Origin of the sequence: Bacteroides sp. 1001302B_160321_D4, assembly GCF_015667765.1 — a bacterium.
GTDB lineage: Bacteria > Bacteroidota > Bacteroidia > Bacteroidales > Bacteroidaceae > Bacteroides > Bacteroides xylanisolvens.
Map to the genome: position 1 here is coordinate 1 of NZ_JADPLO010000025.1, position 18,363 is coordinate 18,363.

General features: G+C 41.2%; 13 protein-coding genes and 1 pseudogene. 13 read left to right on the forward strand and 1 reads right to left on the reverse strand.

All coding sequences use genetic code 11. From position 1 onward, the window contains the following. Nucleotides 1–91: 91 nt before the first annotated feature. From KFO40_RS11465 to KFO40_RS11525, 13 genes and pseudogenes are all read left to right on the forward strand, one after another. Entirely contained in the window at nucleotides 92–649 is a 558-nt protein-coding gene (locus KFO40_RS11465) for a beta-L-arabinofuranosidase domain-containing protein (protein WP_083444135.1), read from the forward strand. Nucleotides 650–738: 89 nt separating this feature from the next. Then, complete coding sequence (locus KFO40_RS11470; RefSeq protein WP_087323997.1) at nucleotides 739–3,537, forward strand: SusC/RagA family TonB-linked outer membrane protein; 2,799 nt, start codon at nucleotides 739–741, stop codon at nucleotides 3,535–3,537. A 217-nt stretch (nucleotides 3,538–3,754) separates the two neighbouring features. Next, nucleotides 3,755–4,741 (forward strand): IS4 family transposase, encoded by a 987-nt coding sequence (locus KFO40_RS11475; protein WP_225473964.1) that lies wholly within the window; start codon nucleotides 3,755–3,757, stop codon nucleotides 4,739–4,741. A 3-nt stretch (nucleotides 4,742–4,744) separates the two neighbouring features. Continuing rightward, on the forward strand, nucleotides 4,745–5,050 hold the full coding sequence (locus tag KFO40_RS11480) for a hypothetical protein (RefSeq protein WP_049701349.1): 306 nt from the start codon (nucleotides 4,745–4,747) through the stop codon (nucleotides 5,048–5,050). 26 nt (nucleotides 5,051–5,076) lie between these two features. Next, nucleotides 5,077–6,801, forward strand: coding sequence for a RagB/SusD family nutrient uptake outer membrane protein (locus KFO40_RS11485; RefSeq protein WP_049701348.1), 1,725 nt, complete (start codon nucleotides 5,077–5,079; stop codon nucleotides 6,799–6,801). Between the two features lie 19 nt (nucleotides 6,802–6,820). Beyond that, complete coding sequence (locus KFO40_RS11490; RefSeq protein ID WP_211146377.1) at nucleotides 6,821–7,828, forward strand: DUF2961 domain-containing protein; 1,008 nt, start codon at nucleotides 6,821–6,823, stop codon at nucleotides 7,826–7,828. Continuing rightward, entirely contained in the window at nucleotides 7,723–8,418 is a 696-nt protein-coding gene (locus KFO40_RS11495) for a glycoside hydrolase family 172 protein (protein ID WP_087322223.1), read from the forward strand. Before KFO40_RS11490 ends, KFO40_RS11495 begins: the two co-directional genes overlap by 106 nt. 126 nt (nucleotides 8,419–8,544) lie before the next feature. Further along, nucleotides 8,545–9,792, forward strand: coding sequence for a glycoside hydrolase family 99-like domain-containing protein (locus KFO40_RS11500; protein WP_083444133.1), 1,248 nt, complete (start codon nucleotides 8,545–8,547; stop codon nucleotides 9,790–9,792). A gap of 204 nt (nucleotides 9,793–9,996) precedes the next feature. Next, on the forward strand, nucleotides 9,997–11,307 hold the full coding sequence (locus KFO40_RS11505; protein WP_087322155.1) for a glycoside hydrolase family 99-like domain-containing protein: 1,311 nt from the start codon (nucleotides 9,997–9,999) through the stop codon (nucleotides 11,305–11,307). A 4-nt stretch (nucleotides 11,308–11,311) separates the two neighbouring features. Further along, nucleotides 11,312–12,289, forward strand: a complete 978-nt coding sequence (locus KFO40_RS11510; protein WP_049702210.1) for a family 43 glycosylhydrolase — start codon at nucleotides 11,312–11,314, stop codon at nucleotides 12,287–12,289. Between the two features lie 55 nt (nucleotides 12,290–12,344). After that, on the forward strand, nucleotides 12,345–14,264 hold the full coding sequence (locus KFO40_RS11515) for a beta-L-arabinofuranosidase domain-containing protein (protein ID WP_410489900.1): 1,920 nt from the start codon (nucleotides 12,345–12,347) through the stop codon (nucleotides 14,262–14,264). Between the two features lie 44 nt (nucleotides 14,265–14,308). Continuing rightward, nucleotides 14,309–16,348, forward strand: a complete 2,040-nt coding sequence (locus tag KFO40_RS11520; protein WP_049701343.1) for a hypothetical protein — start codon at nucleotides 14,309–14,311, stop codon at nucleotides 16,346–16,348. 24 nt (nucleotides 16,349–16,372) lie between these two features. Next, a pseudogene (locus KFO40_RS11525) lies at nucleotides 16,373–16,759 on the forward strand (FAD-dependent oxidoreductase); the annotation flags it as partial. 40 nt (nucleotides 16,760–16,799) lie between these two features. On the opposite strand, the gene KFO40_RS11530 reads toward KFO40_RS11525, so the two are convergent. Further along, the gene (locus tag KFO40_RS11530; protein WP_049702209.1) at nucleotides 16,800–18,353 is read right to left on the reverse strand and encodes a sensor histidine kinase; all 1,554 of its coding nucleotides are present in this window, start codon (nucleotides 18,351–18,353) and stop codon (nucleotides 16,800–16,802) included. Nucleotides 18,354–18,363: the final 10 nt, after the last annotated feature.

Here is an 18,363-nt window from a genome sequence, read left to right on the forward strand (position 1 = left end):
TATTGCCATTAAATAAGTTTTGAGAAGAGAAGGGAACTATTGATTATTAAACAATTAGCACTCGTGCGTTTTCCCTGCCGCCGCTGTTGACCTGAAGATAAGGGTGCCGCGTTGGGTGAACAAAGACACTCATATTGCTTCCTCCTGCTATTATTATGGTAGCGGCAATAAAGGAAACTTTTTCGTAAAGGTTAACGGTAAAGCAGTAGGATGTCTACCTGATGAGAATGGATATCTGTCTCTGCACAAACGTTGGAAAAAAGGAGATGTAGTGGAGGTTGCTTTTGATATGCCTATTCATAGAGTGTATACTAATGACAAGATAAAGGCGAACGCAGGAAAAGTCGCTTTAATGCGAGGACCGGTATTGTTTTGCTTGGAAGGAGTGGACAATCAATTTAATATTGAAGAAATGAATTTCCCGGTATCATCTTCAGTTGGATATGCTTATGATTCCACTATTCTGAATGGGACTCATATTCTGAAAGGTGAAGGTTTTGTCCATGGAAAGGCGGTACAATTCAAGGCTGTTCCTTATTACCTCTGGCAAAATAGAGGGATTTCCGCTATGACTATGTTGCTGAATGAGCAGAGTGATAGCGTGAAAGAAAAATGCCCGGATTACGAGGGAATGCAGACAAATGGTTGAGGTTTATAATTTTAATAGATTTGATTATGCTAATTGAAAAACAGAAAAGTGGAAAGATATTTATCTTTAGCAGATATCTATCTTTGTTGATGAGTTTACTTGTTTGCGCGGGACCGACGTACGTTCTGGCTCAGACTCAAACAAACGGGAGGATAGTATCTGGTACCGTTAAGGATGCTGCTGGGGAACCGGTGATTGGTGCCAGTGTTTTATTAAAGGGGAATACTGGGGGAACTATTACGGATTTGGATGGTAAATACTCTATAAAAGTTACGGCAAGTAAAGGTACCCTTGTCTTTTCCTATATAGGATATAAGACAGTTGAAAAAGAAATTGGGCAAAATGTCCGTATGTTGGATATTGTCCTTCACGAAGATACGGAAATGCTTGATGAGGTGGTTGTGGTCGGATATGGAACGATGAAGAAGAAAGATTTGACGGGTTCTGTCACGCGTATAGGACAGGAAGTTACAGAAAATAAGGCTGCAACAAACTTGGTCGAATTCTTGAGAGGTACTGTGGCTGGTTTTAACTCTTCCCTGGGTGGTACAGCTTCTGGAGGAGGGACAATGGAAATTCGCGGGCCTAATTCTTTAAAGGCAAATACTGAACCATTGGTGGTACTTGACGGCTCCATTTATTATGGTTTGTTGCAGGATATTAATCCTAGTGATGTAGAATCCATTGATGTCTTGAAAGATGCCAGTTCTTCCGCCATTTATGGAGCACGAGGAGCTGCCGGAGTCATAATGGTAACAACAAAACGCGGGAAATCGGAAAAACCGTTGATCCAAGTGAGCACCCGTGTCGGATTTACCTCTGTAGGAAAGGCTGCGGAAGTATATTCTCCCGAAGGATATTTGAAGATGCGGAGTGACTATTATAAGACAAAAGATTATTTTGCTCCTGCAGGGAGCAAGAAGCCGTTAGGCTATTATGATAATCCAGAGGATTTGCCCAATGGAGTTTCTAAAGAGCAGTGGTCAGAGTACGATCCTTCTTTCTCGGGAGATTATGTTGAGACTTGGTTGAACCGTATTGCGTTGCAACCTATTGAAATTGAGAATTATAAAAAGGGACTGACTACCGACTGGATGGATAGAGCCTTCCGTACAGGGTTACGGCAGGATTATAATGTAAGTGTATCCGGGAAATCGAGTAGGACACATTATTTTATGTCAATGGGATATGTCAATAATGAGGGGGTGAAGGTTGGAGATAATTATTCAAACGTCCGTTCGCGAATTAATATCGAAAGTGAAATTTCCAAATGGCTGTCAGTCGGAGTGAATGCACAATTTGCCAATAGAACGGATGGTTCTGTAGCGGTTGATTTAACCAGCGCTTCTAAGGCTAGCCCCTATGGCTCTATGTATGAACCTGATGGATCTTTAAAATGGTATCCACATGATTATGAGAAGTTGACGAATCCTTTTATTTATACCTATAATCGGGAGAAATTCAATAAAACGCAGACTTTTTTAGCCACTTTATTTGCTAAGATTAAGTTGCCGTTTGGCATTTCCTATCAAGTGTCCTATCAAAATCGTTACGCATGGGGGAAAGATTATTATTACGATCCTTCGACTATACCTTTTATTGTGGAAGGTGGGTTTGCGTATCGTCGTGATTATTCAGAGTATGAATGGATGGTGGATAATATCCTGAAATGGAATAAGTCAATCAATAAGATACATAACTTCGACGTTACGTTGGTTGCTAATGTGGAAAAATATCAGAGTTGGGCTTCCAGACAACAGAACGACGGGTTTACTCCGAATGGAAATCTGGGATTCCATAACATGAATGCAGGGCTGAACCCGGAGTTGAATACAGACGACCAGGTACAAACCGGTAATGCATTCCTGGGGCGTTTGAATTATGCATTGATGGATCGCTATATTTTGACTGCATCTGTCAGGCGTGACGGCTTCTCTGCATTCGGTCAGTCCAATCCTTATGCCACCTTTCCCGCATTTGCCGGTGCTTGGAGAATATCGGAAGAAAGTTTTATGAAAGATAATAAGGTAATAGATAATCTGAAGTTGAGATTGTCATGGGGCATGAATGGAAATCGTGAGTTCGGAAGATATGAAGCGTTGTCGAGGCTGAAGACTACCAAAAATATCATTGGTGGTATGCCCGTTACCGGAGTGTGGACGGAGAATCTAGCTAATAGTATGCTTAAATGGGAAAAGACAGCTTCTACAAATATCGGTCTGGACTTCGGATTATTAGGGAACAGGTTGTTTGGTACTATTGATTTGTATAAAACGAAGACAACAGACCTTTTGTTAACTCGTGCGTTACCCGATATTATAGGGTATTCTACAGTTGCTGCAAATATGGGAGAGGTTTCGAATATTGGTGCCGAGCTAACCTTGAATAGCGTAAATCTGAATATCCCTAAAAAGCTGAAATGGACATCAACGTTTATCTATAGCATGAATAAGAATAAGATAAAACATTTGTATGGGAATAAGGTCAATGTGCTGGATGATAAAGGTAATGTCATAGGAGAACGTGAGGCGGACGATGAAACGAATGGCTGGTATATCGGACATGGAATTCATGACATATATGATTATAAGTTTGTAGGAGTTTGGCAGATAGGTGAGGAAGAGGAAGCTAGTAAATATGGTAAGACTCCCGGTGATCCTAAACTTCTGGATGTGAACAATGACGGAGTAATTGATTCGAAAAATGATAGGGTTTGGTTAGGTTCCAAAACTCCTAAGTATAGAATGTCCTTGCGGAATGAGTTCACATTGTTCGACTGTCTGAATATATCTTTCTTGTTGCGTGGCGAATTTAACTATTTCGGGACATTCAATTATGCAAAGAATGATGATAGCCGACAGTTTAATATAATGAATCTTAGTATATGACAAAATTTAAAAAATAATTGTTGTAATATACTGATTATTAGATAATTACTATTGCAAAAGACCTTAAAAATTCGTAACTTTAAGGTATGTTAACTCTCACATTAACACCATGTTACGAACTTCTAAGGTCCACTACAAAAGTAGTGAATTATATCCGATATTGCACGAACATTTTGGTAAAAGTATGAATCTGGCACGAATCAAGGCTCTCAGCATGATGTTATGCGCCCTCTGCAAGGTGCAGCGGGTTACGTATTCCAAGCTGGCCTCCGCCTTTGATAGCAATGCGGCATCTGAATCTTCCCTGCGGAGAATCCAGCGACTCATTGCCCAATGCGAGATTAGTACCGACCTCATAGCAAAACTCATATTAAAGCTGATTCCGGTACAGGGCCCGTACAACCTTACGCTGGACAGGACGAACTGGAAGTTCAGCAATACCAACATAAACATCCTTACCCTGGGCATCATCTACGACGGAATGGCTTTTCCTATCGTATTCAAAATGATGGACAAGCGGGGTAACTCCAATACCCAGGAGAGGATTGAACTTGTAGACCGGTTCATTCGTCTTGCCGGAGAAAACTCCATCAACCACCTGATGGCTGACCGTGAGTTCATTGGAAGCGAATGGCTGGGCTATTTGAACGCAAGAGGCATTCACTACCATATCAGGATACGAGAGAACTTCCGTGTGTATCGGCATGGTCAGGAAACACGGGCCCACTGGCTGTTCAACGAACTGAAACTGGGTGAAAGCAAACATCTTGACGGTATCTACTACGTTAATGGACAGGCCTGTTACCTGTCTGGCTCTAAAATCAAGGACAAGGAGGGTGCACCCGAATTGCAGATCCTTGTCTCGTACTGTAATGCAGAGGAAGCATTTGAGATGTACAAACTGAGGTGGCAGGTGGAGACGATGTTCAAGGGCATGAAATCAAGTGGCTTCGATATCGAAGGCTCCCATGTCCGTGACCATTCCCGTATGTCCAATCTCTTTGCCATCATCATGATTGCGTATGTCTGGTGCTACCTCGTAGGAATCTATATCAACGAATACATCAAACCGATAACGGTGCTGAAGCACAAGCGGAGGGCTGTAAGTCTATTCAAGTACGGACTGGACTACATCTTCCAGTCCCTTGTCAACCACACAAACCGCTACCGAATCGATGTCTTCAAATTTTTGTCATATACTTAGATAATGAATACTTATCGGTATGATTATTGGACGCCCGATAACCCTTCAAATTCGTATTGTAAGTTAGGTTCCAATTCGGGAAGTCCGAGTTTCAATATTTGGAAGAAAAGAGATTATGTCCGTCTGCAGGACCTGTCCGTTTCTTATGTTTTCCCCAAAAAACTCTTGAGCAGATTTTCGATAGAAGGATTAAAAGTAAGCGCAATGTTGGAAAACGGTTTTGTAATTACAGGTTGGAAACATTATGATCCGGAAGTGGGAGGTATAGCTCCCCGGAATTTCACATTCGGGGTGAATATTACACTATAATGTATTAATGATAAAAAGATCGAGTTATGAAGAATAAGTTATATAAGAAAATCCTATTGTTATTTCTGACAGGTCCGTTATTTATTTCCTGTGAAGACTGGTTGTCTCCTAAACCCTTATCATTTTATGCCCCTGAAAATACATTTGTAGATAAGGCGGGTTTTGAGAGTATATTAGTGTCTTGTAGGAAACAATTGAAATTAGAATGGTTTGGGGATAATAACCCGTCGATGTATGAGTATGCATTTTCTGATTTGGGAGTTTTTGGTTGTCCGGAAGCTGTGAATATCCATAATCTTGAGATACAGTTTACCCCCTATTCTGCAACACCCAGATTATGGTCGTTGGCATGGGGAGGAATTAAGTATGCGAATATTGTGATTACCAGACAGGAGAAAGCCGATTTTAAGACAGAACAGGATAAAAATGAGATTCTGTCCGAAGGGTATTTCCATAGGGCATATTGGTATTATCGTTTGGTCAACTTATGGGGGGATGTCCCTATGATCCTACAAGAAGTGGAGGAACCTAAAATGGACTTTAACTCATCGCCTCGTCTGGAAATCCTGAAGCAGATGAAAGATGACCTGGAGTTTGCGGTAAAATGGTTGCCTGAGAAAGCTGAATATGGGGCTGTTAACCGGGCTGCCGGTGAGCATTTATTGACGAAAATCTATTTGTCCTTGGGGGAATTTGAGAATGCAATAGCTTCGGCAAGCCGATGTATTAAAAATTATGGGCATGATTTGATGCGGGAACGTTTCGGAGTAAGAAAGAATGACGGGATTCATGACGTGGTAAATGATCTGTTTAATCCTGACAATATAAGCTCAAAGGAGAATCTGGAAGGTATTCTGGTTGTGCAGGAGCGGTTTGGGATGGAAGGGAATACCGGTCCCGGAGATAAAGGCTCGCAACGAATGCGTGGCTGGACTCCTTACTGGTGCGGTCCTGACGTTTTGGACCCTGACGGAAAGAGAGGATGCGTAGATGGCAAAAATGTAGCTTTGATGGATTCGTTAGGTAGAGGTATAGCCGGAGTTCGACCGTCAAACTTCTATCAATATTACTTGTGGAAGGATTGCAAGAATGATTTGCGCCATAATAGTGTGAATTGGTATGATATATCTAGATTGTGGTATAATAATCCGAAGTCGGATTATTATGAGAAGCAGGTTCAGAAAGCTTATGTAAGGGATACTTTCCGTTGTTATTTCTCATGGCCTTATTATAAGATATTCGTAGGAAAGGATGAAATCAATGTAGGAAATAACCCGAAGGGAGGTTTCACAGACCAATATATATTTCGTTTGGCGGAGACTTATTTGTTGAGGGCGGAAGCATATTATTGGGCTGATCGTTCGGAAGAAGCTTTAGCTGATTTGAATGAGATTCGGAAACGGGCCAAGGCTCCTGAACTTGAATCTATATCCATTGAAGATATTTTGGACGAACGTGCCCGTGAGCTCTATTTTGAAGAGCCGAGAAAGTGTGAATTGACAAGGATTGCGTTTATAATGGCTCAGTTAGGAAAGAATGGGTATTCGCTGGACAACTTTCATAAGAAGAACTACTATTATGATAGGGCCATAGAAAAGAATAACTTCTATAAGGAAGAGTATTTCTATTCTACCAATAAGTATGTTATACGTCCGTATCACGTGCTATGGCCTATCCCTAACGAGACCATAGTGGCTAACGCAGAGGGAAATATAACGCAGAACCTAGGCTATCCGGGAGCTAAAGAATAATATTTAAATTGAAATTGGCATGAAACATCTAGGGTGTTTAGTGGTATTTGTATTCCTTTCCCTCATTTCTGTATGGGGGAAAGGAGTAAAAGAGGAGGTATCTGTGAGGTCCTTGCTAAAAGAAATGGTAAATAGAGAGCATCTGACAAGATTTCCATATCCAGATTATCGTTGTTGGCAGGTGTCCAGCACCGATCCGCTGTCTGTTTCTCCCGATTCCGCGAATTGGTTTGCTAATTCTGACAGAAACAACTTTCTGGGAATAGATTCTGTAAATGGTAGAAAGGAATATATTCTTATGGATGAAAGACCCCCCGGTGCCATTGTCCGGTTTTGGGCTACTGTTGCCCGATATAGCCAGAAAGGTATTTTAAGAATCTATATCGATGATAAATCTGTTCCGGCTGTTGAAGGAGAACTTTTAAAAGTGCTTAGCGGAGATATTCTCTTAAAAAGCGGTCCTCTGAATCAATCTTTATCTCCGGAGACTGAATATTTGAAGAGGGGACATAATTTGTATTTGCCGATACCGTATGCAAAGTCATGTAAGATAACTTATGAGAGTGATTCTTTGAAAGGGATAGGAAATAATTCCGGAGAGATTCTTTATTATAATATCAATTATAGGGAATATGATAAGAAAGTGAAGGTTGAATCTTTCTCAAAGGAAAGCCTTGTAGAGAACCGTCATTTATTGGAACAAGTACAAATGTCACTTTCAACTTACGATAGGAAATTGGATATCGGTTTAGCGCCGGTGTCATTCAGCAATAGGCGGCTATCTCATGATAAGAGTTTCTCATGCAAGATAGAAGGTAAAAAGGCTATCCGTATGTTGAAAATTAAATTGCAGGCTGATAATATGGCCCATGCTTTAGATTCTACTATGATAAGTGTTTCTTTTGATGGCAAAAAAACAGTGTGGGCGCCTGTCGGTGCTTTTTTTGTACAGGCTCTCGTATTTCTCCTTATAAGTCGTGGTACTCTGAGGTTACCGGTGACGGTGAATTGTCATGTTTCTGGGTGATGCCATTTAGAAATAACTGTGAAGTGAATATAGAGAACTTGGGAGCTCAAGAAGTTGTTTTAGAGAATATGGAGATTTTATCATCTCCATATTCCTGGGATAAATCGAGTATGTATTTTGCGGCTAGTTGGTTTAAGGTAAGGAATATATCTACGAGAAAGTTTAGTATTCCCGACCGGAAGAGTTTGCCGTTTGATGTGATTTTTTTAAGAGTAAGCGGCAAAGGGATATTTGCAGGTGATGGTCTTTCGTTACGTAATACGGCGTCTCGTTGGTGGGGAGAAGGTGATGAGAAGATTTACATAGATGATGAAACTTTTCCGTCACATTTTGGCACGGGTACGGAAGATTATTATGGATATGCTTGGTGTAGCGGAAATAATTTCTATCATCCTTTTGTGGCGCAGCCAAACGGTGAAGGAGCCTCAAAGCTTGGACGTGTAACAAACTTGCGATATCGCTCTTTGGATGCGATACCCTTCCATAAATCTTTTCGGTTTGATATGGAATTATGGCATTGGGCTGATACGAATATTGATTTTTCTTCTATTACTTACTGGTATATTTCTCCTGATGATGCAATGAAATAGTAAATAAATAAAAAAGGGAGGAAATTGTAGTTTGGGACGTTTTTTTCATTTATTGGGATGTTTATTTTACCTAATGTGTGTAGAAGCACCTACTTTTGTATTAGTAATCTTAAAATAGATAATGCAATGAAACAATTATTCTTCTTTTTAACTATGTTGTTATATGGCTTGTTCCTTTTTGCTCAAGGGAAGATAACCGAAAGAAAGACTAATGGTTCAAAAGATATAGTGGTTGCATGTTATTATTTTCCTAATTATCATACTAGGGATAAGAGCGACCTCCGTATAAGTAACCAGCATTGGGAGGATTGGTCTGAATGGGAGTTGGTGAAACAGGCTAAACCTCGTTTTGAGGGTCATCATCAACCGAATGTTCCAGCATGGGGATATACTGATGAAAAGAATCCAAAAGTAATGAAGAAGAAAATACAAGCTGCCGTGGATCATGGCATTGATGTATTTATCTTCGATTGGTATAATTATAATGGGAAGCCTTTTCTAAATCGTTGTTTAGACGAGGGTTTCTTACAAGCGAAAAACTGTCGGAAAATAAAATTTGCTCTTATGTGGGCGAATCATAACTGGCAAGATTTATATCCATATACATTAGGTGAAAAGCAAGATTGGCTGTATTCAGGAAAGGTCACTCCTGAAAGTTTCGATAAAATCGGAAATGAACTGATTCACGACTATTTTACACAGCCGAACTATTGGAAAATAGACGGGAAAGCATATTTTTCAATTTATGATATTCATCGGTTTATAGAAAGTTTTGGATCTTTGGAAGCTACGCGTAAAGCAATGGATCAGCTTCGTGAGAAAGCGATAAAAGCAGGTCTGAAAGGCGTTCATTGGAATCTGATTGCATGGGGTATGCCGATTCTTCCGGGACAAGATGCTCCGAAAGACATCCCGGCTCTGATTAAAGTACTGGGCTTTGATTCTGCAACTTCTTATGTGTGGATTCACCATGCGTGGCTGAACAAACCGCAAACGGATTACAATTATGTGAGGGACCAGTATTTTACTCATTGGGAAAAAGCGAAAAATACGTATCAAGTTCCATATTATCCGAATGTAACGATGGGCTGGGATCCTACTCCGCGAACGAATCAGAACAAACCGTGGAAGGGTAACCAAGTATATCCCTATACCAATATAATGGGGAATAATACCCCTGAAAATTTTAAGAAAGCATTACAATTGACAAAAGATCGTTTGCTGAATGACCCGGCTTCTCCCCATATTTTGAATATAAATTGTTGGAATGAGTGGACAGAGGGTAGTTATTTGGAGCCGGATATTGTGAATGGAACCTCTTACCTGGAAGCTGTAAAAACTGTATTTGGAAATAAACACAAGAATAAAAAGTGATGAAAGGATCTTGTTGTTCGCTTATTTTGTTATTATGCTTCTTGAATTCTTATTCATAGAAAAAGGGGGTACTTCAGTGAAAGTGAATGACAAAATAGAGGTATTGCTGCTATGACTATGTTGCTAAATGAGCAACCGGAGTATGGACATATGGAGACAAACAGGTAAAAGATATCAAGTATAAATATATATAATAAAAAATGTATGAATAAGAAATTAGTGAATCGTGTAGGGAAACTAATCGTTCTCCTACTAATTGTAGGATTACTTCCTGCTTACGCTCAGAAAAAAGGAAAAGAAAAAGTGAATCGTCTGCCAGATGATTTGGAAACACTTGCGGGCGACCCTGCTTTATTGAAGAAGCCCGAAGGATTGACAGTAGCTGCTTACGCTTTCCCGAATTACCATGCTTCAGCTTTACATAATAAAATATATTCGCAGGGATGGACGGAATATAATCTGATTAGAAGTGCGCGTCCCTGGTTTGACGGACACCAACAGCCGCGTACTCCTTTGTTAGGCGAATTGGACGAGAGTAAGCCGTCCACCTGGGAGACTTATAATAAGCTTTGCAAGCAAAGTGGTATTGACGTCCTGATTTGGGACTGGTACTGGTATGACGGCAAACCTTGTTTGCACGAAGCGTTGGAGAATGGTTTTCTGGAAGCTAACAATGCAAAAGATGTGAAGTTTGCTTGTATGTGGACTAATCATCCTTGGTATGTACTATATCCGACAAAGAAAACAGATGGAAGTAATGCTTATCCTCCTAGCTATGATGCTCCTGACTTCTCTAAAGAAGAATGTTGGAAAAGCCTTTCTTATATGATTTCCCGCTATTGTCATTTGGAGAATTATTGGCGAATCGATGGCAAGCCTGTTATCTGTATTTGGGATGCCCGTCGTTTGGAATCTAAATTAGGAGTTGCCGGAGTGAAACAATTATTTGCCGAGCTGACAGATTATGCCAAGAAATTGGGACATAAAGGATTGCATTTCCATGTAACTGGCTTCAGTTGTGGGAATATGAAAGAAGAAGGTTATAGCACAGTTGGTTCTTATAACCCGATGGACTGGATTGCCGGTCGTTTTCAACCGAAAGAAATCGAATTGCCTGACTACGGAACTGTTGCGGCTGATGTAGCGTTCAAACTTTGGGATGAGCATCATGGTCAGTTTGATATCCCTTATATTCCGGCAGTGGCTCCGGGCTGGGACTCTACACCGAGATATATTGCTCCTGTCAGTCGTCCGGAAAAGCCGAATCGCAGCCAATGGCCTGCATGTACTATCTTTAAGAATGAGAACCCTGCTTCCTTTAAGGCATTTGTCCAGTCTTCTTTCGTGTATTTGAACAAGCACCCGGAGGTACCCCGTATTTTGACTATCGCTTGTTTCAATGAATGGTCGGAAGGGCATTATTTGTTGCCGGACAACCGTTTTGGTTATGGAATGTTGGATGCGCTCGGAGAAGCATTGGGAAAAGAAGGAAACCATCAGAAACATGGAAAATAAGTATATGAGGAAACTGGTTTTAATAGAAGCACTTCTTGCCATAAGCCTTTCGCTTATGGCAGGAGGCCCTGCTAAGACTTACAAGAATCCGGTGGTGAATTACAGTCTACCCGATCCCAGTGTGATTAAGGGAGATGATGGCTATTTCTATTTGTATGCAACGGAAGATATCCGGAACTTGCCGATTCACCGCTCTAAGGATTTGGTGAATTGGGAGTCTGTAGGTACTGCTTTCACCCCTGAAACACGCCCTACTTTCGAACCGAAAGGAAATTTGTGGGCCCCCGATATCAATAAGATCGGCAATAAATATGTGCTTTATTATTCAATGTCCCGTTGGGGTGGTGAATGGACTTGCGGGATCGGTGTAGCTACCGCCGATAGTCCGAAAGGGCCTTTTAAGGATCACGGAATGATGTTCAGGAGCAATGAAATCGGAGTCAAGAACTCGATCGACCCTTTCTATATAGAGGACGGCGGAAAGAAATATATGTTCTGGGGAAGTTTCCGTGGAATCTATGGGGTGGAACTGACGGAGGACGGATTAGCGGTAAAACCGGGTGCGGAGAAGAAGCAAATAGCCGGAACCGCTTATGAAGGGACTTATATTCATAAAAAGAAGGGTTATTACTATATGTTTGCTTCTACCGGTACTTGCTGTGAGGGACTGAAGAGTACTTATCAGACGGTGGTAGGACGTTCTAAATCCCTATGGGGGCCTTATCAGGACAAGCAAGGGAAGCCTATGTTGGAAAACAACCACGAAATCCTGATTCATAAGAATAATAGTTTTGTCGGTGTAGGACACAATGCGGAACTGATGACGGATAAAGCTGGTAATGATTGGATTTTGTATCATGGGGTGAGCGTTGCCAATCCTCATGGAAGAGTGTTATTGTTAGATAGGGTTGATTGGAAAAGTGGATGGCCTGTGGTGGAAGGTAATTCTACTTCGATTGAATCTAAGAGACCAAAATTATAAAGAAGGGTTTGAAATGGATAGGGTTGATCATAACAGAATGGTAAAAAGATTGTTTATGGTATTGTCGGGCTGGATTTTGGGAGGGACATTGGTGTTCTCCCAGAATCATCCGGTGGCGATTGTACAGAAGGAAGCTTATTTTCCAATGAAGGAAGTTTGTCTGTTGGATAGCCCTTTCCAGACTCTTCAACAGAAAGGAAAAGAATATCTTCTTTGGCTGAATCCAGATTCTTTGCTTCATTTCTATCGGATAGAAGCGGGGTTGTCGTCGAAAGCTGAACCTTATGCCGGCTGGGAATCGCAGGATGTATGGGGAGCAGGTCCTTTACGAGGAGGATTTCTCGGGTTTTATCTTTCTTCAGTATCGATGATGTATCAGTCGACAGGTGATAAAGAACTGCTAAGACGATTGAAATATGTACTGAAAGAATTGAAACTCTGTCAGGAAGCTGGCAAAGATGGTTTTTTGTTAGGGGTAAAAGATGGTAGAAAGCTATTCCGGGAAGTGGCATCAGGGAAGATAAAGACCAATAACCCTACGGTCAATGGTGCTTGGGCTCCTGTTTATTTGATTAATAAGATGTTGCTTGGGCTTGCTGCTGCATATACCCAATGTGACTTGAAAGAAGCGTTGCCGATGTTGATTCGGTTGGCTGATTGGTTTGGCTATCAAGTATTAGACAAACTGACGGATGAACAGATTCAACAATTATTAGTTTGTGAATATGGTTCGATTAATGAATCTTATGTCGAGGCTTATGAGTTGACAGGACAGGAGCGCTTTCTTGGCTGGGCTCTTCGTTTGAATGATCGGGCTATGTGGGTTCCTCTGTCCGAGGGAAAGGATATTTTATTTGGCTGGCATGCCAATACGCAGATTCCGAAATTTACAGGTTTTCATAAGTACTATATGTTTACTGGTGATCAACGTTTTCTTACTGCAGCTATTAATTTTTGGGATATTGTGACGCAAAACCATACTTGGGTGATAGGTGGAAACAGTACTGGAGAGCATTTCTTTTCCAAGAAAGAGTTTATAGAGAGAATGCTCCATATTAGCGGGCCGGAAACGTGCAATTCTGTAAATATGTTGCGTTTGACTGAATCTCTGTTCAGCCAGCAGCCAGATGCGACTAAAGCGGCATACTATGAAAGGACTTTGTTCAACCATATTTTGTCAGCATATGATCCGGTGAAAGGTATGTGCTGTTATTTTACTTCTATGCGGCCGGGGCATTATCGTATCTATGCTTCACGAGACAGTTCCTTCTGGTGTTGTGGACATACCGGACTAGAAAGCCCGGCAAAATTGGGTAAGTTTATCTACAGTCATAAAGTGACAAATGTTCATGAAGAAGAAGAAATTAGAGTGAATCTGTTCATTCCTTCAGCTCTCTCTTGGCACGAAGGTGGAGTTGAACTTATTCAGCGAAACCGGATTCCCGAGTCCGAACAGGTTGACTTTGCATTAAATTTAAAGAAAAAGCAGAAACTGGTTCTACGCATTCGTAAGCCGGATTGGACTGATAAAGCCACTTTCATGATTAATGGAAAGGAAGAACAGCCCCTGCTTGGTAGTGATGGATATTGGATAATAGACAGGGTATGGGAACGGAAGAATGTGATTACATTGCGACTTCCGATGCATATATACACGGAAAACTTAATAGGCACCGACCGTTATATCGCGTTGTTATATGGGCCTTACGTGCTTGCCGGACGTATGGGAACGGAAAATCTGCCCGCTACTTTTTGGGGAAAGATGAATAATACGGCAATGAACGAGATAGAGATGACAAAAATCCCGGCTTTCAGAGAATCTGCCAAGCAGATTCCGGCTCATGTAAAGGCTGTTCTTGAAGGAAATACATTGAAGTTTAGCATAAACTTGAAAGGTTATGAGAATATAGTACTGGAACCTTTTTATAAAGTTCATTTTGAACGTTATGCGGTATACTGGCCGGTAGTTCATTAGGTATTGAATGGGAATGGAAGTATAATAGAACATATATAATAGGTATGAGAACAATATTAAGGTTATTTGTAGGTTGTGCGGTAGCTCTGTTTGGTACTGTCTGTATGGGAGCGGTAAGGTATGTTCCTGAAAATGTGAACGTAGAACTATCTTTAAAGGTTCCAGGTAATGATGCTGTGGATTACAAACTGTATCCAGGCAAGTTGGAGAATAGTTATTTTGACTATGAATGGCGTTCGGAAGGTAAACTTCCGGTGTCAGTCTTTCATAAGGTGGAAGAACAGCAAGGATGTACGCGGCTGACAGTGCAACTTACTGCCGCAGAGGATGTTTACTTCAACTATTACCAATGGATGAATACGGGTTATCGTCATGATAACTGTCAGTTTTATATGCCTGGATTCTGGTATCGCCGCAATCTACGTTCTCCTAAGGAAGCTCCCTCGTTTCATACATCAGATAGTTGGTTGGTTCGCGAAGATAGATTGAGTGCGCCGCTTACGGGGATCTTTTGCGAGAAAGAAAAGCGGTTTATGATAGTAAACCATTTGGGTGACTTCTCTATGGATGCTCTGGCTACGCATAAAGAAGGTGAAATCATTCTTTCAGGGAAAACTTCTTTGGGCTTTACCGGATTTGAGAATCGTCAGGGTGCATCTATGCTCTCTTTTGGTTTTCCCTATCGAGAAGCCCCTAAAAGTTATATCCGTAAATTGACATTGGCTCCGGCAGTAACAGCCTATCAGCATCTTAAAAAAGGAGAAACGATTTTGTTGACTTGGCAAATTACTGAAGGTGAAGCTAAGGATTATTCTGATTTTGTGCGGCATACTTGGGAATATTGTTATGATACATATTTGCCCAAGCCAGTAGATACTTCTTACTCCATTGAATATATGAAGCAAACTCTTAGCCAATTTTTTGTAAGCAGTTTTGTGGATAAATATCCATTGGTTTATAATTCGGGTATACATCTCCGCACGGACCAGTGTATTTCTAACGGGCAGGCGGAAGTTGGTTTTATAGGTCGTGTTCTTCTTAATGCGTTCAACGCCTGGGAATATGGTTGGGAATGTAATCGGGAGGATTTAAAGACTAACAGTACTAAAATATTCGACAGTTATCTGAAGAACGGATTTACAGAAGCCGGTTTCTTTAAGGAATCGGTCAACTTTGACAATAACTTTGAAGATCCGGTCCACAGTATTCGTCGTCAATCGGAAGGGCTTTATGCAATGTTTCATTTCCTGGCTTATGAAAAAGAAAAAGGACGTAAGCATTCGGAATGGGAGCAACGGCTGAAAAAAATGTTGGATATGTTCCTGCAATTGCAGAATACTGATGGTAGTTTTCCGCGGAAGTTTCGGGATGATTTTTCTATCGTAGACAAGAGTGGAGGAAGTACTCCTTCGGCTACATTACCTTTGGTGATGGGATATGAGTACTTCAAAGATAAACGTTATCTGGATAGCGCTAAGCGAACTGCGGATTATCTGGAAAAAGAACTGATCTCTAAAGCGGATTATTTTTCATCTACCCTGGATGCGAATTGTGAAGATAAAGAGGCTTCGCTTTATGCTGCCACTGCTACTTATTATCTTTCCTTGGTTACTAAGGGAGAAGAACACAAGCATTATGCTGATCTGACGAAGCAAGCCGCTTATTTTGCATTATCGTGGTATTATTTGTGGGATGTTCCTTTCGCGCCCGGGCAGATGCTAGGTGACATTGGTCTGAAAACACGTGGTTGGGGAAATGTTTCCGTAGAGAATAATCATATTGACGTGTTTGTTTTTGAGTTTGCCGATGTACTTCGCTGGTTATCGAAAGAGTATAATGAATCTCGTTTTTCAAATTTTGCAGAGGTGATTTCAACTTCTATGCGGCAGCTATTGCCTTATGAAGGACACATGTGCGGTATTGCCAAGATAGGTTATTATCCGGAAGTCGTTCAGCATACCAGTTGGGATTACGGAAAGAATGGAAAGGGATATTATAATGACATTTTTGCACCGGGATGGACTGTTGCCTCCTTATGGGAGTTGTTCACACCGGGACGTGCGGAGATTTTTATGGGAAAGTAATAATTTAGAAATAGGCTATTATGGCGTCTAGAAGGAGACTATATCTTCACCGTACAAGACTGGATGGAGCGTAAGACATTTGAAGATGAGATCGGGCGTAACTGTTACTATATTGATGTCCATAAACCGGGACATAAAGAGACACGTTATAAAAAAGGCGAATCGCATGGAATTCCCTATCGTTGCCTGACGCCTAAAGGACTGAAGAATGTATTAACTGCAGGCCGTTGTATCTCCACTGATGAGGAGGCTTTTGGAAGTCTGCGGGTCATGCCTCCTTGCCTGGTGACAGGTGAAGCCGCCGGAATGGCTGCTGTGCATGCTATCAAACAGACAAGGAATGACGTTCACAAAATTGATATTGCTCTTTTACGTAAAAGATTAAAAGAAGAAGGACAATACTTTTTATAAATATGGACTAATGATACAAATAGTCTTGTATATGCAAAACCTACACGTGAAGCTCCAGGATAAAACGGGTTCCTTTGGTATAGCCTGTATCTAGCGTCAGGCTACCATTCATTTTTGCAGCGATAAGTGAACAGATCGGCAGCCCTAGTCCATCTCCTGTAGTGAGGTCTTTCACTTCCGTGAAAGGTTTGAAAAGATTTTCCTGTTGTTCTGCCGGAATACCTGTTCCTGTATCCGTCACGATAAACTGATGCGTGTGTGCGCCACGTTTCTTGAATTCGAGGCTGATGCGTCCTTGTTCGGTATAGATGGCGGCGTTTCTTAGTAGGTAGAGAAGAATACGTTCCAGTTGTTCCTTGTTTGTTTTTACTTGAAGCTTCGGTGCATTGACCGACGGAGTAACCTCTGTTTTTATATACTCCTTAGCCTTATCCATCACATTTTCGCAGAAAGTTCCTACATTGATTTCTCCTAGTTCATAGAACTCAGTCAATGAGTTCTCTAAAGAAGACAGTTCCTGAATGTCGTCGCTGAATTTTTTCAGAGCGGCCACTTGTCCCTGCATCTGGCCGGCTTCTTGAGGAGCTTTCTGCAACAGCTCTTCTGCCGAATGGGCCAATGTATTCAGGGTAGGCTCCATTTGCGAAGATATGTTTTGTATGAATTTGGTTTTTAATTCATTATGCTCATTGGCTATCTTCACGCTTTTCTTTAATTTACGATTGCCGGCGATGAATTTCAGCAATATGACAGCCAGTATGACTAATCCGGCTATAAGGATAACCACAAGGGCGCAGAGACCTATAATAATATACTGTTTGGCAGATAGCGTATCCTCTTTTTCCTGTATTGTCTGTAGACTCTCATCGTATTTTCTCTTCAATACATTTAGTTCGTCTTGAGCTGTCAATGCTTTTACGGAGTCCGTCCAGACAATGTAACTTTCGTAGGTACGCTCCATCAAGGGGGCATTATTGGCTTTGCGGGCGATGCCGATAAGATTCTTGTAGCACTCACTCACTTTTTCATAGTTTTTCTTTTCCTTATATTGGCTGATAAGTTTGCGGAAACAGGCATCGCCTTGTGCGTTCTGATTGAAAGTATAATAATAGTTGGCTTTTGTATATAGTAATGTCTCCGTTAACGAGTCGTTTTTGGCAAGATTGGCCGTTTCCTCCAGTTTGTTCAGTTGAATTTTGGCCTGTGCCGGATTCTTGAGTGCAGTGTACATCTGCAACCGCTCCTTGCTTACGAGGAAGCGCAGGTTATGAAAGACTTTTTTCTGATTTTGTTCTCCGGCCCATATAAGTTGATCCATATCGCGACAAAGTTCGAACCCTTCTTTGTAGAAGTTCTCTCTGACATATAGCGCATTGGCTTGAACGCCACATTCGATGGCTTGTGGATAGTTCTCGCGGGCTGCAAAAGCTTCGTATGCTTTTTTAAATAAGTAACGCGCTTTGATGTAATCTTTTTGATGAAGGCTGCTCTGCGCTTGTTCCTTTAATTCAGTGGCTCTGTCTTGAGGAGTTTGTGCATAGGTCAGTATGCTGAAACAAAATATCATTAAAAGACTTGTGATTGATGTTTTCATATTTATTTCA